Below are 22,090 nucleotides of genomic sequence, written 5' to 3' on the forward strand. Positions count from 1 at the left end.
TCTTTTGTGTCACTCATATTTAGTATGCGCAGCAACCGCATTCTGTTCTCGAGCGCCGCGTTGGCGACGACGATTCTGGCCGCGTGCCAAGCTTCTAAACCTACCACCGCTACCACTTCTCAGCCGGTTCTGATGTCGTTGGGCACTCATGAGGTGCCGGCGTCGGAGTTTGCGTACGTGTACCGCAAAAACAACGGTACCGCCCCCGACGCCAACACCAAGCAGAGCGTGCAGGAGTACCTCGACCTCTACACCAATTTCAAGCTGAAAGTGCTGGAAGCCGAAGCCAAAGGCCTCGACACCACCCGCGCCTTCAAAGCGGAATTGGACGGGTACCGCCAGCAACTGGCCCAGCCTTACCTGACGGAGAAAAGCGTGACCGACCACCTGGTGCGCGAAGCCTACGACCACCTGCAAAAGGAAGTCAACGCCTCGCACATCCTGATTCGCATTGCGCCCGAAGCCGACCCGAAGGACACGCTGGTAGCCTACAACAAGATTGTGGCCCTGCGCCAGCGCGTGACCGGCGGCGAAGACTTCGAAAAAGTAGCCCGCGAAACCTCTGAAGACCCTTCGGCCCGCGAAAACGGCGGCCGTTTGGGCTACTTCACGGCCATGCAAATGGTGTATCCGTTTGAAGCCGCAGCCTACAAAACGCCCGTGGGCCAAGTGTCGCAGCCCATTCGCACGCGCTTTGGCTACCACATCATCAAGGTCAACGACATGCGCCAGGCGCAGGGCGAAATCAAGGTGGCTCACCTCATGATTCGCGCCACGCCCGGCATGCCCAAAGCCGACTCGGTAACGGCCAAGAAAAAGGTTGATGAACTCTACAGCCGCCTGAAAAAGGGTGAGAACTGGGAGAAAACCGTAGCGCAATTCTCGGAAGACGCCGGCTCGGCGGCCAACGGCGGCGAGTTGCCGCCCTTCGGCACCGGCCGCATGATTCCCTCGTTCGAGGAAGCCGCATTCAAGCTCCAGAAGTCCGGCGACCTGTCGGCCCCGGTGCAAACGCCCTACGGCTGGCACATCATCAAGCTGATTGAAAAGCAGCCGCTGGCTTCGTTTGAGCAAATGGAGCCGAGCCTGAAGCAGAAAGTTGCCAAAGACTCCCGCTCGGAGCTGAACCGCGCCGCTTTCCTCAAGCGCGTGCGCGTGGAAGACAAGTTTACGGAAGTGCCTACGGTGCGCGACGCCGTGCTGGCCCAGGCCGATACGGCGCTGGTAAACGGCCGCTTCAAAGCCGATACCTACCTGGCGAAGTTCAGCGCGGCTCCGGCCGGCAAAGCCAGCAAGAAAACCACCGCGGTAAGCGCCACCACGCCGCTCTTCACCATCGGCACCCAGGCCTACACGGTGAAGGACTTCGCTACTTACGTAGAGCAGCACCAGCAGCCGCGCCCCAATACCACGCCGGCCTACGTGGCTCAGCTGCAGTACGACCAGTTTGCCGACCAAAGCCTGCTCGACTACGAGCGCACCAACCTCGAAAACAAGCACGAAGACTACCGCATGCTCGTGAAAGAGTACCGCGATGGTATCCTGCTGTTTCAACTGATGGACGAGAAAGTGTGGTCGAAGGCCATTGAGGACACCGTGGGTCTGCAGAAGTACTTCGCCGCCAACCAGGCCAAGTACCAGTGGGAACCCCGCGTGCAGGGCACCGTTGTCAGCGCCGCCTCGCCGGAGCTGCTCAAGCAGGCCCAGCAGCTGATGGCCAAGGGCCGCTACACCGTAAAGCGCAACTTTCCTGCTACGCTGGCTTTCCAGCCCGGCCGCGACGCCCTCACCAAGCCGGCGGCTACGCAGCTCAACAGCATGGTAGAGCCGCTGGTGCGCGACACCACCCTGACCGTGCGCGTAATCGGCCAGGTGAAAGCCGGCGAGAACAAAGCCCTGGCCCAGCAGCGGGCCCAGCGGGTAGCCGATGTGCTGAAGCGCAAAGGCGTGCCGGCCAACCGCGTGAGCGTGGCCACGTCCACTCGCCCTGCCGCCGGCGTGGCGCAGCTGGAAGTGACGACCACTGCCTTGGTTGGCGTAGAAGAAATGATGAACGAGAAGAACCCGCTGGCCGTGCAAGTGCAGCAGCGCGCCTTCCCGAAAGGTGAAAACAAGGTAGTCGACGGTGTGCCGCAGCAACCCGGCACCTACACCGCCCAGCAGGATGGCCGCTACTACGCCGTGATGGTGGAGAAGGTATTGCCCGCCGGCCCCAAAACGCTGGCCGAAGCCCGCGGCCAAGCCACTTCCGACTACCAGAATTACCTGGAGCAGGAATGGATTAAAGAGTTGCGCCAGAAATACCCGGTGAAAGTAAACGAAGCCGAAGTAAGCAAGCTGGTAACGAAGTAATGCCAGCGCCTCAGCCACTTTGCTGAACCAACGCCTAGGGTGCCACGGCTGCCAGTCGTGGCACCTCTGTTTTTACGCGGCCGTCATTGCCCGCCGATTGCGGCCCCACGCGTGCAACTTTCCTCGCGCGGGCCGGCTCCTTGCCGGGAAGCGCGGGGCGGCTTTTTGTCTGCCGAGCGAATTATGTTGAAATTTACCGGCTGCTTTGGCTGTTGCGCAGAGTAGAGTTGGTCGTTAGGCTTTGGCGTGCCGCCCGAGCCGTTCGAACCCCGGATTTTGTAACGTGAACATGACGCATTCTTTTCGTACCGCCGCCGCGGCTTTCCTGATGGCGCTAACGGCCGTAGCGGCCCAGGCCCAAGTGGTTGCCGGTTTGGGGCGTGGCACCAAGCAAGTTGTCGACGGCATCATTGTGAAGGTGGACAACCAGATTGTCCTGCGCTCCGACCTGGAGGCCATTTATGCCCAACAGCAACAGCAGGCCGAAGGCAAGCCCTTGCCACCCAACCTGCGCTGCGAGATTCTCCAGTCGCTCACCCTCAACAAGCTGCTGCTGGCCAAGGCCGAAACCGATTCGGTGGTGGTGGACGACGCGCAGGTAAACAACGAGCTGAACCGCCGCATGAGCTACTTCATCCAGCAAATCGGCTCGGAGAAAAAACTGGAAGAGTACTACAACAAGCCCCTGCGCCAGCTCAAGGAAGAGTTGCGCACCCAGGTGCACGAACAACTGGTGCAGCAAAAGATGCAGGACCAGATTTCGGGCAAAGTAACCGTGACGCCCCGCGAAGTGCGCCAGTTTTTCTCGCGCATTCCCAAGGACAGCATCCCGTATTACTCCACCGAAGTAGAAGTCGGTCAGATTATTAAGCTGGCCAAGCCCGACGATAAAGCCGAGCAAGCCACCGTGGCCAAGCTCAACGAGCTGCGGGCCCGCATTCTGGCCGGCGAGAGTTTCGAGGCCTTGGCCAAGGAGTTTTCCGAAGACCCCGGCTCGGCCAAAGAAGGCGGCTACCTCGGCTTCTTCAAGCGCCGCGAGTTGGTGCCCGAGTACGAAGCCGCCGCGTTGCGCATGGAGCCCGGCGGGTTGTCGCCGGTGGTGAAGTCGCAGTTCGGCTACCACCTCATCCAGCTCATCGAGAAGAAAGGCGACAGTTTCAGCTCGCGCCACATTCTGCTGAAGCCCGCGACGGGTAACAACAACGTCTCGGCCGCCGCCGCCGAGCTGGCCAAGCTGCGCGTGCGCATTCTGGCCGACAGCATTTCGTTTGCCAAAGCCGCCAAGGACGTTTCGGACGATAAGCAGAGCGGCGCCAACGGCGGCCTGCTGGCCAACCGCCGCGACGGTGGCAGCCGCCTCCCGCTCGACCAGCTCGACCCGGCCATCTTCTTCACCATCGACACCATGAAGGTGGGCCACATCACGCCGCCCCTGCCCTACCGCACCGAAGACGGCAAAGACGCCGTGCGGATTCTGTGGCTGAAATCGAACACCGCGCCGCACCAGGCCAACCTGAAGGACGACTACCAGAAGATTGCCACGGCGGCCCTGAACGAAAAGAAAAACAAGGCGCTGGACGCGTGGTTTGAGAAAAACCGCGGCTCGGTATACCTCGAAGTCGACCCCGAATTCACGGGCTGTTCCGTGCTTTCGGCTGAAAATAAGTAGTTGCTCGTATTCGGTTTGCCGTTGTTGGGCTGGCCGCCGCAACCTGTGGCAGCACGCGCCCGACAATAGCCGACTGATACCCCGTAACTGACCCTTGATACCTCCTCGAATGCGACAATACTCATCGGATAAAGAAGCAGCCGACGCGCTGGCGCAGGCCTACAAAACGCTGCGCCAGGAAATTGGGAAGGTGATTGTAGGGCAAGACGAGGTGGTGCGGCTGTTGCTGACGGCCGTATTTTCGCAGGGCCACGCGCTGCTGGTGGGTGTGCCGGGCTTGGCGAAAACGCTGCTGGTGCAAACCGTGGCCGATGCGCTGGACCTCTCGTTCAACCGCATTCAGTTTACGCCTGACCTGATGCCCTCCGACATCGTGGGCTCGGAGACGCTCAACAACCAGCGCGAGTTTCACTTCGTGAAAGGCCCCGTGTTTGCCAACATCATTCTGGCCGACGAAATCAACCGCACGCCGCCCAAAACGCAGGCTGCCTTGTTGGAATCGATGCAGGAATACGCCGTGACGGTGGCCGGGCAGCGCTACCCGCTGCAGAAGCCGTTTTTCGTGCTGGCCACGCAAAACCCCATCGAGCAGGAAGGCACCTACCCGCTGCCCGAGGCCCAGTTGGACCGCTTCATGTTCAACATCACGCTGGACTACCCTAGCTACGAGGCCGAACTGCAGATTGTGAAAAACACCACAGCCGACATCAAGCCGACGGTGCAGAAAATTTTGCACGCCGACGACATTGAGGCGTTCCAGCACCTGGTGCGCCGCGTGCCCGTCACCGACAACGTGATAGAGTACGCCGTGAGCCTGGTGCACAAAACCCGTCCCAACACCCAGCGCGCCGCCCCCCGGGCCACGCAGCTGCTGGAGTGGGGCGCCGGCCCGCGCGCTTCGCAGCACCTCATTGTGGGCGCCAAGTGCAACGCCCTGCTCAACGGCAAATACTCGCCCGACATCGAAGACGTGCGCGCCGTGGCCCCGGCCATTCTGCGCCACCGCATTGTGCGGAACTTCAAGGCCGAAGCCGAAGGCACCACCGTCGACCAGATTGTGCAGGAATTACTGTAAATGACATTTTCCCGAACGTCATGCTGAGCTGGTCGAGGCATGACGTTCCGCTTTTTGCTCTTTCTGCCCTTACCCTCATGGAAGTACAAGGCTACTACGACAACTTTCCGCGCAACCTGCACATGGTGGACGACGCCCTGCGTGCGGGCCTCGACTTGCGCACCACGGCACTGGAAGTGTCGCTGCCGCTGGAAATCTACGTGCTGAGCGAAGTGCTCAACCAAGCCGGCGGCCAGTTCCGCCTCAGCACCGACGGGCTCAACCGCGTGGCCGAGTTCAAGCAGCAGTACGACGCCGCGTTCGATGCCACCAACGCGGCCATGCAGCGCATTCTGGACGACGCCAAGGCCTACATGCGCACGCCCGAAGGCCGCGTACTGACCAAGGAAATGCTCATTCGTCGGCTGGAGTTTTTCAACGAAGCCGCCCGCCAGGTAAACGTGATGCGCACCCAACAGTCGCTTGGCAGCCCGGCGCAGTACAAGCACCCGCACCTGAGCGAAGCCGCCCTCATTTCAACGCTGCCGAAGTAGACTTTACGGCGCAGAATAAACAGCAAGCCCGCCCAAACAGGCGGGCTTGCTCTATTTACGACTGGTACCGGCTTATAAACTATGCTCCTCTCCAAGGAAGCCCTGCGGCGCTTCTTTTACAACCAACAGATAACGCCTGCAGCGGTCCTGGTACTGTTGGTCTATGCTCTCCTGTCGGGTTTCCTGTTCTGGAGTTTTCTGTCAGAACCCCACGCGCTTGAATTCAGGCCGCTTTTGCTGGTTTACACCCTTGGTACCCAGTTCTGGTTTCTCCTCTTTGGCTTCAGGCAACTACGTAACATAACGCTGTACCTCACCTGGTGCTGCTGGGGCTTGGCTCACCTGCTGGCCTATTTTGCGCTTAACCATACGTCAGGCTATGAAGGCCCGCTGCGCAATACGCTGGTCCTACTGTTGCTATTTCAAGGGCTTCGCTACCTGAGTCTCCGCCTACGACAAGTAGACTTCATTCCAGCAGTAGGCAAGCCACCTTGGTATGTCGACGGACGACGCGCAACGGGAGTCGACTTCTTGTTGACACATCTATACATGGGCATCATTCTGCTGCTTTTTCTGCTCTCGCTGCTCTAAGCAGAAACCCCCGACTGCACGACGCAACCGGGGCTTGCATTCTGATGGGCGTATGGCGCAATCCAATGCCTTACCCCAGGTGCTGCCACTGGTCTTGCTTGCGGATTTCGGCGTGGCCGTCCATGGCATGCTCCAGTTTTAGCTCACCTTTGGGTTCCTTTTTGAGGCTGCCGGGCACTTCGGCGCCGTGCGGCCCTTTGGAGTTGGTTACGCCGCCGTCCACAAAATACAGGGCGCCGGTTACGTAGCTGGCCTCGTCGGAGGCCAAGAACAGGTACACGTTGGCCACTTCTTCGGGGGTGCCACGGCGGCCCATCGGTGGGCCATCCACCACACCTTTCTCCATCTTGGCCGACATCGGCCCGGTTTCCTTGTGCGTCCAGGCCGTGTCAATGGGGCCGGGGCACACGCAGTTGGCGCGCACGCCTTCTTTGGCCTGTTCCGTCGACACGCCCTTCATGAAGGCGTGGATAAAAGCCTTGGTGCCGCCGTAGGGCGTGTTTTCGGCAATGCCCATCCAGCCCGCCTCCGAACCCGCCGACACGATGTTGCCGTGCGTTTTTTGCAGTTCCGGCACCGCCGCCCGCGTCATCATGAAGCAGGAGTAGATGTTGTTTTTGACCATGTACTGAAAAGCATCTACCGGGTACTTGTCGATGGTGGCCGTGGCGGGGAAGGTGCCGGCGTTGTTGATGAGAATGTCCAGCTTGCCGTATTGCTGCACTGCCAGCCTCACACAGGCCTCGGCCGTTTCCTGCACCGACAAGTCGCCGGTGAAAGCCACAGCGCGGCCACCGGTCTGGCTGATTTCCTCCACAACCTCGTGCACGGGGTCTTCCACGAAACCGGCCACCACCACGGCGGCGCCCTCCTTGGCAAATCGTTTGGCCACGGCCTCGCCGATGCCCGTGCCGCCGCCCGTTACAATGGCTACTTTGCCTTCCAATCGGTTCATACTATCAGGTGTTTTGGGGTGGGTAGAATGGGCTGCTGCGTTTCAGCAACCGAGACTAACGCTAACGCAGCCCATTGCCGGAGGTTTTTTCAACGAGTGATAGGCATGAAGAGCAAGGAAGAAGTCATTCCAAGACCGCCCATGCCGGGTACCCATCCCCCGTTTTTCCCGTACCTCCGGTGTTGCCCATTGCCCTTCCTTCATTGATCCTGGATCATTGATGCTGCTGCCTGTTCCACCGGCTGCGCCGATTACCACGGCCCGGCTTCTGCTTCGCCCCTACTCGCCCGCCGATGCGCCGGCGTTTTTTGCGGTGCTCGACGCCGACCGCCGCCGGCTGCAACTGGCCTTCCCGCGCCGCGTAGCCGCCGTGCGCACCCTCGCCGATGCCCAGCAAACCCTCTACTCCTACGCCGCCAACTGGCGCCAGCGCCGCCTGCTGGTGTGGGGCATCTGGCTACGCGAATCGGGGCTCTACCTGGGCGACATCAGCCTGCAGCCCGACACGGCCCGCGCCCGCATAGGCGAAATCGGCTACTACTTGGCCCGCTCGGCCGAGGGCCACGGCTACGCCCGCGAGGCTCTGCACGCCATCGTGCACTATGCTTTCGGCCCAGCCCTCGATTCCCGCCAGCTCATCCTGCGCTGCCGCCCCGACAATGCCCGCAGTCAGGCCACCGCCGAAGCCGTGGGCTTCCGCCGCAGCCCGCAGCAAGGCGAACCGGGCATTTGGCAATACGAGCTGCGGCGCTAAACGTCACACCAACCAACGGCAATCGACCCTGCTCGCGGACGATTGGCCGCGGGCAGGGTCAGACTGCTTCGAGGCCGCGGATGCCTTGTTCTACTCCCGGCGCAGGGTGGTCAGGAAAAACTCGGTGTTGAAGTTGATGTAGGTGCCGAAGGAAAACTCGAAGTAGCGGTTGGTGAAGTCGTAGAAGGGCTCGAAGCGGGTGGAAAGCGTGAGGCCCTTGGTAAGTTGGTAGTCGCTGAAAAACCGTGCAATGAGCAGTTCCCGACGCTTTTCGGTGTAGCCGGGGCTGTTCACGGTATAGGAAATCGACTGATAAAGCGGGCCGCCCTGCGGGGCAATGAAGCCGTTGCCCCGCCAGTACCCGAGCTGTAGCTTGGTCAAGCGCGTATCCACCCCGGCGTTCAGGTACAGGCCGGTGCCGCTTTTGTAGGGCAGCACCTTCGTAAAGGAATAGTCGTGGTAGTACACGCCGTAGGCATCGGCGTGCACGGCGTGGAAAAACGACGAGGCCAGTTCCTTGCGCACCCGCACGCCGCTGGCCACGTTGAAGAGCGTCGTCAGGGGTTTGTCGAGGGTATCAATCTGGCCGCCGCGGTGAATGGCCAGAAACTGAAACGGTACCCGCACCAGCCAACCGCGCGTCGAGTCGTTCACAACTTTCGCATCGGCCACGAGGCCCCCGGCTACTTCTTCCTGAAAGTTGCTGAAGCGGTACTGCTGCCGCTGCCAATCCACCCACGCATCGAGGCTGATGCGGCGGGTGTTGAGCTGGTACTGCATGCCCTCCTCCAGCCGGTTGAGCATTACGCGTTCGAAGTCGAAGATGGGCTCGATGTAGCCGTGGTTGAGGTGCGCGTCGATGTTGCCAAATACAATGCGGTGCGGGCCGTGCTGGTAGATGGCTGTGAACAACGGCCGCACCTGGCGCAACCGCGGCGTGCCGTAGTCCTTCCACAAAAACACGCCCGCTTCTAGCCGAATTTCGGCGCTGGGAAAGTACACCAGGCGCGGGGCCAGCTGGGTGCCGTAGTAGGTGCGGCCCTCAAAAATCTTGTTGAAATACTCGTTGTCCTTCGTGAACAGGAACCCTTGCACCGCCAGGCGGAGCTGATTCTGGTAGTCGGCCCGTACCGCCGGGCGGTACTGAAACGCCCGGTTGTCGAGCTGGGCCCATGCTAACTGATTTATAAAACACAGAATGCCAATAGCTAAACCTTTTAGCAAATATTTTCTCATATATTTATTGCGCAACTGGCACAAAAGCGGGGGCACTTGTGTTAGAAAAAGCCGCCCGCAATAGACGCAACGGGGTTTTTCCCGTAGCAATTGCTAGCTTGGCGGCACCGCCTCATCAGCGACATTCAAACCTACATCATATCTTCCCAACGCACGCACACATGGCTGCAACCACAGACAAAACGGTGAACCAAAACGCCGAGAAAATGAAGGCTCTCCAGCTCACCATGGACAAGCTGGACAAGGCTTATGGCAAGGGCACCGTCATGAAGCTGAGCGACAACAAAGTGGTGGATATTCCCGCCATCAGCACCGGCTCGCTGGGCCTCGACATTGCCTTGGGCATCGGCGGCGTGCCGCGCGGCCGCGTGATTGAAATCTACGGGCCGGAATCGTCGGGCAAGACGACGCTGACCCTACACATGATTGCTGAAGCGCAGAAGAAAGGCGGCGTGGCCGCGTTCATCGACGCCGAGCACGCCTTCGACAAGAGCTACGCCGAGAAGCTGGGCATCGACACGAGCAACCTGCTCATCGCCCAGCCCGACAACGGCGAGCAAGCCCTCGAAATTGCCGACCAGTTGATTTCGTCGGGTGCCATCGACATCTGCGTAATTGACTCCGTGGCCGCGCTGGTACCGAAAGGTGAACTGGAAGGCGACATGGGCGACTCGAAAGTGGGCCTGCACGCCCGTCTTATGTCGCAGGCGCTGCGCAAGCTCACCGGCACCATCAACAAAACCGGCTGCTGCTGCGTGTTCATCAACCAGCTGCGCGAGAAAATCGGCGTGATGTTCGGCTCGCCCGAAACCACAACCGGTGGTAACGCCTTGAAATTCTACGCCTCGGTTCGCCTCGATATCCGCCGCATCGGCCAGATCAAGGAAGACAAGGACAACGTGACCGGCAACCGCACCAAGGTGAAGGTGGTGAAGAACAAAGTAGCGCCGCCCTTCAAAGTGGTCGAGTTCGACATCATCTACGGCGAGGGCATTTCGAAAGTGGGCGAAATCCTCGACCTGGCTACCGACATGGAAATCATCCAGAAGTCGGGCTCGTGGTTCTCGTACAACGGCAACCGCCTGGGCCAAGGCCGCGAAGGGGTGAAAACTATCCTGCAGGACAACCCCGAGCTGGCTGATGAAATCGAAGCCAAAGTGCGGCAGAAAGCCAAGGGTGAGCCCGAGGCCGTAGCCGCCGCCATTCCGGTGGACATGAGTGGCCCCGAAGACGGCGAAGACACGCTCTAAGCTTGCTTCTTTAGAAACGAAAAGCCCGCTGCACAATGTGCAGCGGGCTTTTTTGTTGGTATTCGTGCTATGTAGCGCTACTTTCCGTTCGCGGACTGTAGGGTAGGTATTGAGGTATCAGGCTATCGTTCGGGGCTACGCGACCGGAAAGCTCGCGCTACATATCGAAAGCGTGCTATACTTTTCGGCCATACAATTTCACTCTGACAGTCTTCTACTTAGCAACCGAACGGAAACCGAATCAATATTCGTTGCGGTACATACTTGTCAGGATTCGGCGGCGCTTCCGCTTGGCTTGGCGGCATGTTATATTTGCTTGGCACCCGCTTTGCGTAGGGCCAGCCTCCACTCACTCTGTTTCCCGCGTGTTTCCCTTTCTCACCCCACGCCGCTGGCTGTTTCTTCCCCTTGCGCTGCTTTTCCTGGCCGTGCTGGGCCTCACGGCCTATTCGCCCAACGACACGGTGCCGCGGGCGGTACGCAACGAAAGCTTTAAACGGGGCGAAGAAATACGCTACAAAGTGCACTATGGGCTGATAACGGCCGCCGAGGCCGTGATTGAAGTATCCGACGACCTGCACCGCATCAACGACCGGCCCTGCTACAAAGCCACCGTGACGGGGCGTACCAACGGCTCCTTCGACCTGTTTCTGAAGGTGCGCGACACGTGGCGGTCCTACATCGACACGACGAGCATGTTGCCGCAGCGTTTCTTCCGCAACATCGAGGAAAACAACTACCGCAAGAAGGAAACCGTGGACTTCGACCACACCCGCGACATGGTGGACGTGGAATCGAAAAAGAAAGACAAGGAAGTGAAGCGCAGCACTTTCAAGGTGCCCGACAACGTGCAGGACCTCGTCAGCGGCTTCTACTTCCTGCGCACCGTCGATTTCAGCAACCGCAAAGTGGGCGACCAGGTGAACGTAAAGGGCTTTTTCGACAACGAGGTGTTCGACATGACGGTGACCTACAAGGGCCGCCAGAACGTGGAAACCAAGGCCGGCACCATCCGTGCCATTCGCCTCACGCCCAAAATGCCCAAAAACAAGCTTTTCCGCGGCGAAGACGCTATTTCCGTGTATTTCTCCGACGACCGAAACAAGATTCCGGTGCTCTTCGAGGCCGAAATGTTCGTGGGCTCGGTGAAGGTGGATATGTACAAGTACAGCGGCCTAAAAAACCGCTTGGCGCTGGTGAAGGAGTAGCCGCGCGGCGGAGGTCACAAAAACGTAACACGCCCGCTGTCAGGCTTAGCGGTATTTTTGCGGCGGAACGCGTGTTCGTTCCGCTTAGCTGCTTACTGCCGTGCAACAGCCCTCTGCTTCCGCATCTACTGTGTACAAAGTGTTGGTAGTCGACGACGACCCCGACATTGTGGAACTGCTGGAGTACAACCTGCGCAAGGAAGGCTACGAGGTGGCCACGGCCTCGGACGGCCGCAAGGCCCTGGAAGTAGCCCCGCAATTTGCCCCCGATATTGTGCTGCTCGACGTGATGATGCCGCACCTCGACGGCATTGCGGCCTGCCGCGAGCTGCGCGCCCAGCCGCGCTTCAAAGACACCTATATCCTGTTTCTGACGGCCCGCGCCGAGGAATTCTCGGAAGTAGCCGCCTTCGAAGCCGGCGCCGACGACTACCTGACCAAGCCCATCAAGCCCCGCGCCCTGATGAGCCGCCTCGCCGCCGTGGTGCGCCGCGACCTGGAGCCCGCCACGCCGCAATCCGATGTCATCGACATCAACGGCCTGCGCATTGACCGCACGGGCTTTGCCGTGTACCAGGAAGGCCGCAAAATCTCCCTCCCGAAGAAGGAATTTGAGTTGCTGGCGTTTCTAGCCGCCTCGCCCCACAAGGTATTCGGCCGCGACGAGCTGCTGCAGAACATCTGGGGCAACGACGTGTTTGTGCTGGCCCGCACCGTGGATGTGCACGTGCGCAAAGTGCGCGAGAAAGTAGGCGACCATCATATCCAGACCATCAAGGGCGTCGGCTACAAGTTCAACGCCGATAACTGATTCGGTTGCCAGTTCCCAGTTGCCGGTTGCCCGTTGTGAAGTGGTAGTAGCTTCCCGCAACTCCCAATTCGCAACCGGCAACTGGGAACTGCTAACTGACGATTTGCGACTTTTGAGGTGAAAATCAACCGTCATGCTACGGCGCCGGCCCGCGGGGTTGCGCGGCTTTCGGCGCGTCAGCACGCGCAGGAAGAGGTATTTTCAGCTCATGAATCGTCGTTGCCCTTCGTGTTCCGCCTGAATCTTTCGTCCCGCAGCATTGCCATCCTCATTGCACTGCTGGTGGGCGGCGTGCTCACGTTTTATGGGCACCTAGCGCCCAAACTACCATTTCAGCAGGCGGTGCTGGCGGGCGGCATTACTGTTGCGGCCTGCTTCCTGCTGGTGTATCTATCGTTTGAGGCGTTGCTGTTTCGAGAAATCAACAACATCTACGCCGGGTTGGAGCACGTGAAGCGCAAGGAGTTTCGGCGGCTCTCGAACAAGTTCCTGTTTCGGCCCGACCCGCTCAAGCGCATGCGCGACGAAATCCTGGACATGGCCCAGCGCCGCCAGCAGGAAATCGACGAGCTGCGTCGCCTCCAGCACCTGCGCTCCGACTTCCTGGCCGACGTGTCGCACGAGTTGAAAACGCCCATTTTCGCGGCCCAAGGCTTTGTGCATACGGTGCTCGACGCCGGCGAAGACGAGGTATTCATCCGCGAGAAATTCCTGCTGAAAGCCGCCTCTGCCCTCGATGCCCTCGACGCACTGGTACAGGACTTGGTCACGATTTCGCAGCTCGAAAAAGGCGTGGTGCGCATGCGCCGCCAAACGTTCGACCTGGCCTTGCTGGTGCGGGAAATCTTCGAGCAGTTGGAGCTGAAAGCCACCAAGCGTCAGATGACCCTTGAGCTGCTGCCTGCCGACTTGCCCCTGGAAGGCGTGCGTGTGCTGGCCGACCGCAACCGCATCCGGCAGGTGCTCATCAACCTCATCGACAACGCCCTGAAGTACGGCCGCGAGCAGGGCCACGTAACCGTAACGCTGCACGAGATGAGCAAGAGCGTGCGCATTGCGGTGTACGACGACGGCGAGGGCATTCCGGAAGAGCACCAGCGCCGGATTTTCGAGCGGTTCTACCGCATCGACAAAAGCCGCTCGCGCGAGTCGGGCGGTTCGGGCTTGGGCCTTGCCATTAGCAAGCACATTGTGGAGGCGCACAAATCCACCATCCGGGTGCGCAGCGCCGTCGGCAAGGGCACCACGCTGGAATTTAAGCTGGCCAAACCCAAAGCGCCGGTGCGCGACTGATACCTGCTGAGCACAGAAAAGGCCGTTCCCGAAACAGGAACGGCCTTTTCATTGGGTGAGTGGCGCAGCTTGCTATTTACTTGACTTGCGGCCCGAGCCGCCGGGATTTTTCCCGCCGCCATCATGCTTATTCACGGTGGCCCAGGCGCGGCTTTCGGCTTCTTTTTCCGATACGCCACGCTTTTCGTAGCCTTCTTCGATGTGCTCGGCTTGGCGCTTTTGCTTGTCGGTGTACTTGGATTTATCTCCTTGTGGCATGACTACAAAACGGTTAGGTTGTGGAAATGCGCAGCAACGCGTTTGTGTACGCAATTCCTCCGCGCGGGTTGAAGCTGACCAGACCCGGGAGTTACCCCAGCTTGGTATCTTCGTCCCAGTATTTTCCCTTCGCCATGCGCCACGTAGCCGATATTCCGCACCCCGACCTCAAAATCACGCTCTTGGCGTGGAACGGCAAGTATCTGCTTAAGCTCGAAAAGGGCATGCTGGAACAAACCTACAAAGTGAGCGAGCTGGACCTAGTGGGCGGCGACGAGGAAATGCGCCAACTCCTCGACGACACCTTTGTGGCCGCCGCCGTGCGCCGCTTTGCCGACATGCGCGACGACCTGCAGGCCGCCCTGGAGCGCCACGATTTGCTCTAGCAGCCTACTTTTTTCTCACGATTTTTCCCAACGGTTCTTACCGATGAAAACCCCACTCTCCCACCTGCTGGGCCTCTTGCTGACCATTGCGGCCCTTGCCCCTGGCAGCCGCGCCGTAGCCCAGGTATACGACGTGCGCACCAGCACCGTGAACGTAGACCGCCGCGAACGGCCGGCCTTGAAAGTACAGGTAGAAGGCAGCACGGCTCTGGTCCGCGAATACTTTCAGGACTTCATGAAAGAGAATTACAACATCCGCTTCAAGACCGGCGGCGTGTTGGGTATCGGCGGCAGCAAAGACGTGCTGACGGCCAAGCAAACGCCCGTTTCCAGCGTATCGGGCAAGCTCATCGATTTTTACGCCAACGTGGTAGCGCCTTCCGATACCACCACCGAGGTGCAAGTATTTGCGTCCTTCGACAACGGCACAACCTGGCTCGACCCTGAACGCACCCCTTCCGAATTTGCGGCCCTGCGCACCATCGTCAACAACTTCGCCCGCGAATCGCGCGCTTACTTCTACAAGGTACAGGTGCAGGAAGCCGAAAAGCTGCTGGTAGCGGCGCAGAACGAAAAAGTCCGGCTGGAGAAAGACATCAAAACCACCCAGGAAAACACCACCAGTAACCTGGCCAAAATTCAACAGCTTCAGCAGCAAAACGAGAAAAACGTAGCCCGCGTGAAGGACGACGAGGAAAAGCTGGTTCAGAGCACGGCCGCTTTGGAGCGCCAAAAAACCCTGCTGCAGCGCCGACGTGACCGTTTGGCCGGCCTCGACCGTAAATAGTCTGCGGCTCATCCCCGGCCCCACCATCACCCATGGACAACACCAATCCGTCGCCCCTCGACACGCTGCGCCAACTCAAAGAATGGCTTGATGCCGGCACCATCACGCCGCAAGAATTTGAAACGCTCAAACGCAAGCTACTTTTCGACGAGAAAACGCCTGCTTCCGCCCCAACCGTTAGCACGCCACCGCCTGCGCCTACTCCCCCGCCCGCACCCCCACGCGCCGAGCCGCACGTGATTCCCCCTCCTGTCGACGACCCGCTGCTGCCGCCGGTGCTGGCAGACGAGCCGGGCCAGCCGCAGCTGGAACCCGTGATTATGGATCCGGTGCACTACACGCCCACCGAGTCGGCCACGCCCAATGCTGTTTTTTCCACTGAAGACGCCTACGAGCCCGAGCCCCAGCGCAAACAACCGCTGGCTACCGTGCTCATTGTGGGCGGCATTGTGTTGCTGCTGGCCCTCACGGCCTACCTAATGCTGGGCAACCGCGAGTCGGAGCGGCTGGCCAGCACCACCCTCACCGCCGCCGATTCGGCTGCCGTAGCTGTGGAAGAAGGCCCCCAGGCCGAGCAGCTGGAACTGCCGCCCGTAGCGGCTCCCGAAACCGTGCGCCTGCAACCCGCCATTCCCATTGCTACCGATTCGGCTGCCGCAACAACTCCCGCTGTTGCCCCCGGCACTGCGGAGGCGTCGGCCGAAAACAGTGCTGCCGGAGAAGCCGCGGTGAAAGTCCGTGTGCAGCGCGCTCTCTCGGCTTTGTATGCCGACATGGAAGCTGCGCCGTTTAACGCAGCGCAGCACTTTGCGCCCCAAGTAGAGCGGTTTTATACGTTGCAGAACACCACGCCGGCCGCCATCGAAGAGGAATTGAACCGCTCGCACTTCCCAGAGTTTCTCGAAAGCCAGATCAGCTACGACCCCGGCACGCTCCAAATCAGCCCCGTGGCTGAAGACGGTACCGTGATGGTGCAATACCAAGAGCGCGGCAAGAGCCTGCGCAAGTCGCGCAACCAGTACCAGCAGACTGTGGCGCAAGTGCGGGCGCGGCTCGATAAAAACGGCAAGCTCACGTATTTCCGGCAGGAGCGCCTACTAGAAAACACGTTTACCGACGCAGCCCAACCAGCACCGGCTACCGTGCCGCCCGCCCAATAACTCCATCCATGCCCTTTCTGCAGCTGTTTTTCCGCTTGCGGTATAGCCTCGTGGTAGCTTGCCTGCTGCTGAGCGGGTGCATCAACCTGATCAAGCCCCACCACGAGTTTGCCGACGAGGACGACATTCCCGCCTCCGCCCTCGACTACAGCCAGCCCGACAGTTGGGCCGCCCTGCCCACCCGCGCCGATGCCGCCGACCAAGTGCCCGAAGGCAGTACGCTACAGGACCGCCAGGCCCAAGCCGCGGCCGACGTGTTCTTCGTGCACCCCACCACGCTGTTTCGGCGCGAGTGGAACGCCGACCCGCGAAAAGACCGCCTCAACAGCTTCACCGACCGCGCTTCCATCCGAAAGCAGGCCTCGGTGTTCAACGCGGCCGCCCGCATCTACGCACCGCGCTACCGGCAGGCCACACTCATGTCGTTTTTCGACAGCACCGCCAACGGCCAGCAGGCCCTGGAACTGGCGTATCAGGACGTGCGCTCGGCGTTCCAGTACTACCTGAAACACTACAACCAGAAACGCCCCATCATCGTGGCGGGCCACAGCCAGGGTACCCAGCACGCCAAACGCCTGCTGCGCGAGTTCTTCGACCGTGACCCGGCCCTGCGCCGCCGCTTGGTCGCGGCTTACCTTATCGGCTTCAATGTGCCCGCCACCAGCTTTCAGGCCCTGAAGCCCTGCGCCGATTCGCTGCAAACCGGCTGCTACGTAACGTGGAATGCTGCCGAATGGGGCCACGGTTTTGCGCCCTGGCAGCATTCCGTGGTCGTCAATCCGCTTACCTGGACGATGGATACCACCACGGCCCCCGCAACGCTAAACCGCGGTAGCGTACCCAACGACTTCGAGAGCATCGAGCCGCAGAAAGCCGACGCCAAGATTCACAACGGCGTGCTATGGGTGCACCCGCCCGAAGGCAACGGTTACCCACGCTTTCTGCTGCCCGGCCAACCGGCCTTGCACCACTCCTTCCACATCGTCGACTACGGCTTGTTCTACATGAACCTGCGCCGCAACGCCCTGGCGCGGGTGCAAGCGTGGCAGCGACGTAACTAGCCTTGCTGAGACCCAGCTAGCTGGTCGTCAAAAACCTGACGCAGATGGTTTATTGCAATGTTTGGATAGTTGCTATTGAATGCATCTACGCTTTGCCAGAAGTGCTGCTCATTGAATCCGGCGAAATCATTTGTTGCGGCCAAGGCTAAGTTGTGCAATAGGTAAGCCACCGCACCCGTGTAATTGCTGTAACTCTTCAGCTGTTCGACAGTCCAAACATCTGCATGGTTATCCGTCGGAGTAGTACGAATGCTCAATAGAAAATCGTAGAGCAAGTAACGATAAGCGCTTTTCTCGTGGTCAGTCATATGCCAAATAACAAAAAAGCCCGCTGGCGCAATGCCAGCGGGCTTTCGAATTGTGGTTAATGATGCTTAAGCACCGATAGCCACACGCTTGAAGTCCGATACCGTCATGCCTTTCGACGTTTTGTCGAGCAGCTGGGCGATGGTCAGCGAACCGTCTTTCACGAATTCTTGGTTCAGCAGGGTATTCTCCTTGTAGAACTTGTTGAGCTTGCCTTGGGCAATTTTCTCCAGCATGGCCTCGGGCTTGCCTTCGGCACGCGCCTGCTCTTTGCCGATTTCGATTTCGCGCTCTACCGTAGCCGAATCCACACCGTCTTTGTCAACGGCTACGGGACGCATGGCTACGATTTGCATGGCTACGTCGCGGCCTACGGCAGCCACGTCGGCGTTGCCTACGTTCTTCAGGCCCACCAGTACGCCTTTCTTGTTGTCGGAGTGGATGTACGAGGCTACTTTCTCAGCGGTCATGTTCTCGTAAGCCACCACATCCAGCTTCTCGCCGATTTTGCCCATCAGGTCGGTGATGTGGTCTTGCAGCGAGCGGCCATCGGCCTGGGCCGAAGCCAGCAGGTCTTCCTTGGTGCCGGCGTTGGTTTTCACGGCGGCGTCCAGGATTTGCTGAGCCAGGGCTTTGAAGTCGGCTACTTTCGAAACCGGCTCGGTTTCGCAAGCCAAGGCAATCAGCTTGCCATTGGTGCCGTCTTCGCTCACGCTAGCCAGTACCAAACCTTCCGACGTGGCGTTGTCCGAACGCTTGTCGGCAATTTTCTGGCCCTGCTTGCGCAGAATGTCGCGAGCGGCTTCGAAGTCGCCATCGGCTTCTACCAGCGCTTTTTTGCAATCCATCATGCCCGCACCGGTCATGGTGCGCAGCTTGTTCACGTCTGCGGCGGTAATTGCTGCCATTGTGTAGATCTGAGAGTTGAGAACTTAGATGTTAGAATGATGCGGAAAGCCCACCGGGCCGGTAAAAGCAAGAAGAAGTTAGAAGCCGAGGCTGAAAAGAAGTACACTCTCCAGGTCTCTAACTTCTAACTTCTAAAATCTCACTTCTACAAAAGACCTATTCGTCGGCGTTCTGCTTTTCCTGGATGGCTTCTTCGTCAGCCTGCTTGCGGTCAGCGTCCTCTTTGTCCACCTTGCGCTCCGACAGACCTTCTTCGATGGCCTTGCTGATAGCACCCACGATCAGGGCTACCGACTTCGAGGCGTCGTCGTTGGCCGGAATGGCGAAGTCAACGAGTTCGGGGTTCGAGTTCGTGTCGCAGATGGCAAACACCGGGATACCTAGCTTGTGGGCTTCTTTCACGGCGATGTGCTCACGCTTCACGTCGACCACGAACAGAGCAGCGGGCAGGCGGCTCAGGTCGGCAATGCCACCCAGTACGCGCTCCAGCTTCTCCCGCTCACGCGACAGCATCAGACGCTCACGCTTGGCAATAGCAGCGTAGGCGGTGTTTTCCTTCACCATCTTGTCGATGGTGCTCATTTTCTTCAGCGACTTGCGCACGGTGGCGAAGTTGGTGAGCATGCCGCCCAGCCAACGGTCGGTCACGTACGGCATTTTGAGGCGCTTGGCCTCTTCCGTTACGATTTCCTGCGCCTGCTTCTTGGTGGCCACAAACATGATCTTGCGACCCGACTTGGCAATGTTGCGGATGGCCGACGAGGCCTGGTCCAGCGACACCAAGGTTTTGTTCAGGTCGATGATGTGGATGCCGTTCTTCTCCATGAAGATGTACGGCGCCATTTTCGGGTCCCACTTGCGGGTAAGGTGACCAAAGTGGGCACCGGCATCCAGCAAGTCTTTATAGGTGATGGACTGAGCCATAATGAAAATTCCTCTGGATTAGCGTTTCGAGAACTGGAACGAACGACGAGCCTTGCGGCGGCCCGGCTTCTTGCGCTCCACCATGCGGGGGTCGCGGGTCAGGAAGCCTTCCTTCTTCAGGGCCGGACGGGTTTCGGCGTTTTCTTCAACCAAGGCCTTCGAAATGGCCAGGCGAATTGCTTCGGCCTGGGCGCTGATGCCTCCGCCGCGCACGTTTACGCGCACGTCGTACTTACCCACGGCATCGAGCGTGGTGAAGGGCTGGTTGACGATGGTTTCCAGGAGCTCGTTGCTGAAGTACGACTTCATGTCCCGGTCGTTGATAGTGATATTCCCTTGCCCGGCTTGCACGTAGATGCGAGCCACCGAGGTTTTTCTTCTACCAGAGGTGTTGATGATTTCCATGAGTTGACGAATCAATGAAACGCGGCCCGGCAAAGGGCAACGCTGTTTTTTAGAGGTTGGTCAGCGAAACCGTGGTGGGCTGCTGGGCCTGGTGCGGGTGCTCGGCGCCGGGGTACACGAACAGGTTGCGGAACTGGGCCGCGCCAAGGCGGTTGCCTTGCAGCATGCCTTTCACCGCGTGCTCGATAACCGAAGCCGAGTTCTTGGCCTTCTTGTCGCGCAGGTTGATGCTGCGCTGACCGCCAGGGTAGCCCGTGTGGCGCAGGTAGATTTTGTCCGTCAGTTTCTTGCCGGTCACGCGCAGTTTGTCGGCGTTGATGACAATGACGTTGTCGCCGCAGTCGGCGTTGGGGGTGAACGAGGGCTTGTGCTTGCCACGCAGCATGTTGGCAATCTGGCTGGCCACTCGTCCGAGCGTGTTGTCGCTGGCGTCAACAATGACCCAGGCCTTATCGGCCGAGGCTTTGTTCACCGAGCGCGTCTTGAAGCTCAGATGATCCATGGATCAAGAGGGTTGAGGGTTGGGTAAGTATTTACGAATCAGCCACAAACTCTGCGAAGAAGGCACAGGGTCCGGGAAAAACGGACACAAAGTTACTCCTTTTTGCTTGAGTTGCAATGCAGTAGCCTAGAATTGTACCGGGCGGCTTGGACTTTTGCGGTATCTTTGAGCTTTGTACTTAGCCCATTAGCTCATGCCCGAAGCCGCCGCAGCTTCTTTTGTTATTCCTCCGCGTACCGATGATTGGTGGGCCCGCCGCCTGCTGGCGGCGCTGCTGCTGCTCTCAGTGGCGGTGGCGTGCTTCACCAAAACCACCTACGATTCGGGCGACAGTATTGCGCACTACCTCTTCGCGCGCTATGCCTTCGAGCACCCCGAAAACTTTCTGCACTCGTGGGCCAAGCCGGTGTACGTGCTGCTGACGGTGCTGCCGGCCCAAGCGGGTTTTCGCGGCATCATGCTGTTCAACTGCGGGGCCGTGGCGCTGGCCGCCTGGGCGGCCTACCGGCTGGCACGACGCCTGGAGTTGCCGTGGCCGTGGCTAGCCATCGTATTTACCTACGCCGCGCCCGATTATTTTCGAGCCCAGTTTTCGGGGCTTACCGAACCGCTGTTTAGCACCGTGCTGGTGTGCGCGGCGGCACTCACGGCCGGCCGGCGCGTGGGCTGGGGCACGGTGCTGGTTTCGTTTCTGCCGCTGGTGCGCTCCGAGGGCTTCCTGATGCTGGGCGTGTGGCTGGTGTATTTGGCCCTCACGCAACAATGGCGGCACCTGCCCAAGCTGGGCATCGGCTTTGTGGTATTCAGCCTGATTGGCGGACTGTTTTACCACGACTTCTGGTGGATGTTTACCCGCAACGCCTATCCGTATAAAGCGGCGCGCTACGGCTCGGGGGAGCTGCTGCATTTCGTCGTGAGCACGCCGAAAGTAATTGGCTGGGCACTCACGGGGCTGTTTGCGGCGGGCATCGGCGCCAAAGTGCTGCTGTGGCTGCGACCCTGCCAGCGTCAGCGGCCGGCGGCGTTTCGGCGGGAGCTGTTTCTGGTGTACGGCAACGTGTTCGTGTACGGGGCAGCCCACAGCCTCTTTTGGTGGCTGGGCATTTTCGCCTCGTTTGGCATGATTCGGGTGCTCAACGGCATCGTGCCGCTTATGGCACTGGTGGCGCTGCACGGCCTCGACGCCCTGAGCCGACAACTGCACCGCCCCGCGTTGCGCAACTACGCGGCCACGCTGGTGGTGCTGGCCGTGGCCATTTACCCGCTCACGGGCGCCCGCAACGGCTTCCGCTGGCGCACCGATTTTCAGCAACTGCCCGACCAGCGGCTGACCGAGCAAGCCGCCCGCTGGATCGACCAAACCTACCCGGCCGGCAACCCGCCCATCGCCTTTGAACATCCGTTGGTGGCCCTGGCCCTGGAAGCCGACCCGTTTGATAAAGCGCAACGGCACCACATCGAAAAGCTGAACCCCGCGCAACCGTTGCCGAGCGGCTCGTTGGTGGTGTGGGACGATTGGTTTGCCGTGATGGAAGGCGGCACCCAGCTAAAGCACCTGAGCGAGTCGCCGGCGTACCGGCTGCGGTGGCAAGGTAGCGTGCCGCGCGATGCGCGCCACCCCGAAGACGGCACTTACCACATGGCCGTGTTCGAGAAACGCTAGCC

General features: G+C 59.8%; 23 protein-coding genes. 15 read left to right on the forward strand and 8 right to left on the reverse strand.

The annotated features are described in order from the left end of the window. Positions 1–24 precede the first annotated feature (24 nt). From F0P96_RS06980 to F0P96_RS07000, 5 genes are all read left to right on the forward strand, one after another. The gene (locus tag F0P96_RS06980) at positions 25–2,352 is read left to right on the forward strand and encodes a peptidylprolyl isomerase (protein ID WP_151078118.1); all 2,328 of its coding nucleotides are present in this window, start codon (positions 25–27) and stop codon (positions 2,350–2,352) included. Positions 2,353–2,641: 289 nt separating this feature from the next. Next, positions 2,642–4,021 (forward strand): peptidylprolyl isomerase, encoded by a 1,380-nt coding sequence (locus F0P96_RS06985; RefSeq protein WP_151078119.1) that lies wholly within the window; start codon positions 2,642–2,644, stop codon positions 4,019–4,021. A 109-nt stretch (positions 4,022–4,130) separates the two neighbouring features. Further along, a complete protein-coding gene (locus F0P96_RS06990; RefSeq protein ID WP_151078120.1) occupies positions 4,131–5,096 on the forward strand; it encodes an AAA family ATPase in 966 nt (321 codons plus the stop codon). A 77-nt stretch (positions 5,097–5,173) separates the two neighbouring features. Then, positions 5,174–5,629: a hypothetical protein gene (locus F0P96_RS06995; protein WP_151078121.1), complete on the forward strand. Its 456-nt coding sequence runs from the start codon at positions 5,174–5,176 to the stop codon at positions 5,627–5,629. 81 nt (positions 5,630–5,710) lie between these two features. Continuing rightward, positions 5,711–6,220 (forward strand): hypothetical protein, encoded by a 510-nt coding sequence (locus tag F0P96_RS07000; protein WP_151078122.1) that lies wholly within the window; start codon positions 5,711–5,713, stop codon positions 6,218–6,220. A 70-nt stretch (positions 6,221–6,290) separates the two neighbouring features. Here F0P96_RS07000 and F0P96_RS07005 read toward each other — a convergent pair whose 3' ends face one another. Further along, positions 6,291–7,175, reverse strand: coding sequence for an SDR family NAD(P)-dependent oxidoreductase (locus F0P96_RS07005; protein ID WP_151078123.1), 885 nt, complete (start codon positions 7,173–7,175; stop codon positions 6,291–6,293). A gap of 220 nt (positions 7,176–7,395) precedes the next feature. Here F0P96_RS07005 and F0P96_RS07010 point away from each other — a divergent pair, with 220 nt between their 5' ends. Then, positions 7,396–7,929 (forward strand): GNAT family N-acetyltransferase, encoded by a 534-nt coding sequence (locus tag F0P96_RS07010; protein ID WP_151078124.1) that lies wholly within the window; start codon positions 7,396–7,398, stop codon positions 7,927–7,929. 90 nt (positions 7,930–8,019) lie between these two features. On the opposite strand, the gene F0P96_RS07015 is transcribed toward F0P96_RS07010, so the two are convergent. Further along, on the reverse strand, positions 8,020–9,165 hold the full coding sequence (locus F0P96_RS07015; RefSeq protein ID WP_151078125.1) for a hypothetical protein: 1,146 nt from the start codon (positions 9,163–9,165) through the stop codon (positions 8,020–8,022). Positions 9,166–9,326: 161 nt separating this feature from the next. Here F0P96_RS07015 and recA point away from each other — a divergent pair, with 161 nt between their 5' ends. The 4 genes from recA to F0P96_RS07035 all read left to right on the forward strand — a co-directional run bounded on the left by recA (position 9,327) and on the right by F0P96_RS07035 (position 13,727). After that, positions 9,327–10,415: a recombinase RecA gene (recA, locus tag F0P96_RS07020; protein WP_151078126.1), complete on the forward strand. Its 1,089-nt coding sequence runs from the start codon at positions 9,327–9,329 to the stop codon at positions 10,413–10,415. A 365-nt stretch (positions 10,416–10,780) separates the two neighbouring features. Next, entirely contained in the window at positions 10,781–11,623 is an 843-nt protein-coding gene (locus F0P96_RS07025; RefSeq protein WP_151078127.1) for a DUF3108 domain-containing protein, read from the forward strand. Between the two features lie 100 nt (positions 11,624–11,723). Further along, positions 11,724–12,434: a response regulator transcription factor gene (locus tag F0P96_RS07030; protein ID WP_235917412.1), complete on the forward strand. Its 711-nt coding sequence runs from the start codon at positions 11,724–11,726 to the stop codon at positions 12,432–12,434. Between the two features lie 117 nt (positions 12,435–12,551). Next, positions 12,552–13,727, forward strand: a complete 1,176-nt coding sequence (locus tag F0P96_RS07035) for a sensor histidine kinase (RefSeq protein WP_235917413.1) — start codon at positions 12,552–12,554, stop codon at positions 13,725–13,727. Between the two features lie 72 nt (positions 13,728–13,799). Here the strand turns inward: F0P96_RS07035 and F0P96_RS07040 are convergent, their stop codons facing one another. Then, entirely contained in the window at positions 13,800–13,985 is a 186-nt protein-coding gene (locus F0P96_RS07040; RefSeq protein WP_151078128.1) for a hypothetical protein, read from the reverse strand. Positions 13,986–14,119: 134 nt separating this feature from the next. Here F0P96_RS07040 and F0P96_RS07045 point away from each other — a divergent pair, with 134 nt between their 5' ends. Genes F0P96_RS07045 through F0P96_RS07060 form a run of 4 tightly spaced genes read left to right on the forward strand, consistent with a single transcriptional unit; the run spans position 14,120 to position 17,379 of the window. Continuing rightward, positions 14,120–14,371, forward strand: a complete 252-nt coding sequence (locus F0P96_RS07045; RefSeq protein ID WP_151078129.1) for a hypothetical protein — start codon at positions 14,120–14,122, stop codon at positions 14,369–14,371. Positions 14,372–14,414: 43 nt separating this feature from the next. Further along, positions 14,415–15,158 carry a hypothetical protein gene (locus F0P96_RS07050; RefSeq protein ID WP_151078130.1) on the forward strand — a complete coding sequence of 248 codons (744 nt, stop codon included), beginning with the start codon at positions 14,415–14,417 and terminating at the stop codon, positions 15,156–15,158. 32 nt (positions 15,159–15,190) lie between these two features. Then, a complete protein-coding gene (locus tag F0P96_RS07055; RefSeq protein WP_151078131.1) occupies positions 15,191–16,318 on the forward strand; it encodes an SHOCT domain-containing protein in 1,128 nt (375 codons plus the stop codon). Between the two features lie 8 nt (positions 16,319–16,326). After that, positions 16,327–17,379 carry a DUF3089 domain-containing protein gene (locus tag F0P96_RS07060; protein WP_151078132.1) on the forward strand — a complete coding sequence of 351 codons (1,053 nt, stop codon included), beginning with the start codon at positions 16,327–16,329 and terminating at the stop codon, positions 17,377–17,379. Here the strand turns inward: F0P96_RS07060 and F0P96_RS07065 are convergent. The 5 genes from F0P96_RS07065 to rplM all read right to left on the reverse strand — a co-directional run bounded on the left by F0P96_RS07065 (position 17,376) and on the right by rplM (position 20,425). Continuing rightward, entirely contained in the window at positions 17,376–17,687 is a 312-nt protein-coding gene (locus F0P96_RS07065) for a hypothetical protein (protein ID WP_151078133.1), read from the reverse strand. The genes F0P96_RS07060 and F0P96_RS07065 overlap by 4 nt on opposite strands. Positions 17,688–17,753: 66 nt before the next feature. Beyond that, positions 17,754–18,593 carry a translation elongation factor Ts gene (gene tsf / locus F0P96_RS07070; protein ID WP_151078134.1) on the reverse strand — a complete coding sequence of 280 codons (840 nt, stop codon included), beginning with the start codon at positions 18,591–18,593 and terminating at the stop codon, positions 17,754–17,756. A gap of 157 nt (positions 18,594–18,750) precedes the next feature. After that, on the reverse strand, positions 18,751–19,518 hold the full coding sequence (gene rpsB, locus F0P96_RS07075; RefSeq protein ID WP_151078135.1) for a 30S ribosomal protein S2: 768 nt from the start codon (positions 19,516–19,518) through the stop codon (positions 18,751–18,753). A gap of 18 nt (positions 19,519–19,536) precedes the next feature. After that, entirely contained in the window at positions 19,537–19,923 is a 387-nt protein-coding gene (gene rpsI, locus F0P96_RS07080) for a 30S ribosomal protein S9 (protein ID WP_151078316.1), read from the reverse strand. 49 nt (positions 19,924–19,972) lie between these two features. Continuing rightward, positions 19,973–20,425: a 50S ribosomal protein L13 gene (rplM, locus tag F0P96_RS07085; protein ID WP_151078136.1), complete on the reverse strand. Its 453-nt coding sequence runs from the start codon at positions 20,423–20,425 to the stop codon at positions 19,973–19,975. A gap of 193 nt (positions 20,426–20,618) precedes the next feature. Between rplM and F0P96_RS07090 the strand changes: the two genes are divergently transcribed. Then, a complete protein-coding gene (locus F0P96_RS07090) occupies positions 20,619–22,088 on the forward strand; it encodes a hypothetical protein (RefSeq protein WP_151078137.1) in 1,470 nt (489 codons plus the stop codon). Positions 22,089–22,090 lie beyond the last annotated feature (2 nt).

Origin of the sequence: Hymenobacter busanensis (assembly GCF_008727865.1) — a bacterium.
Lineage (GTDB): Bacteria > Bacteroidota > Bacteroidia > Cytophagales > Hymenobacteraceae > Solirubrum > Solirubrum busanense.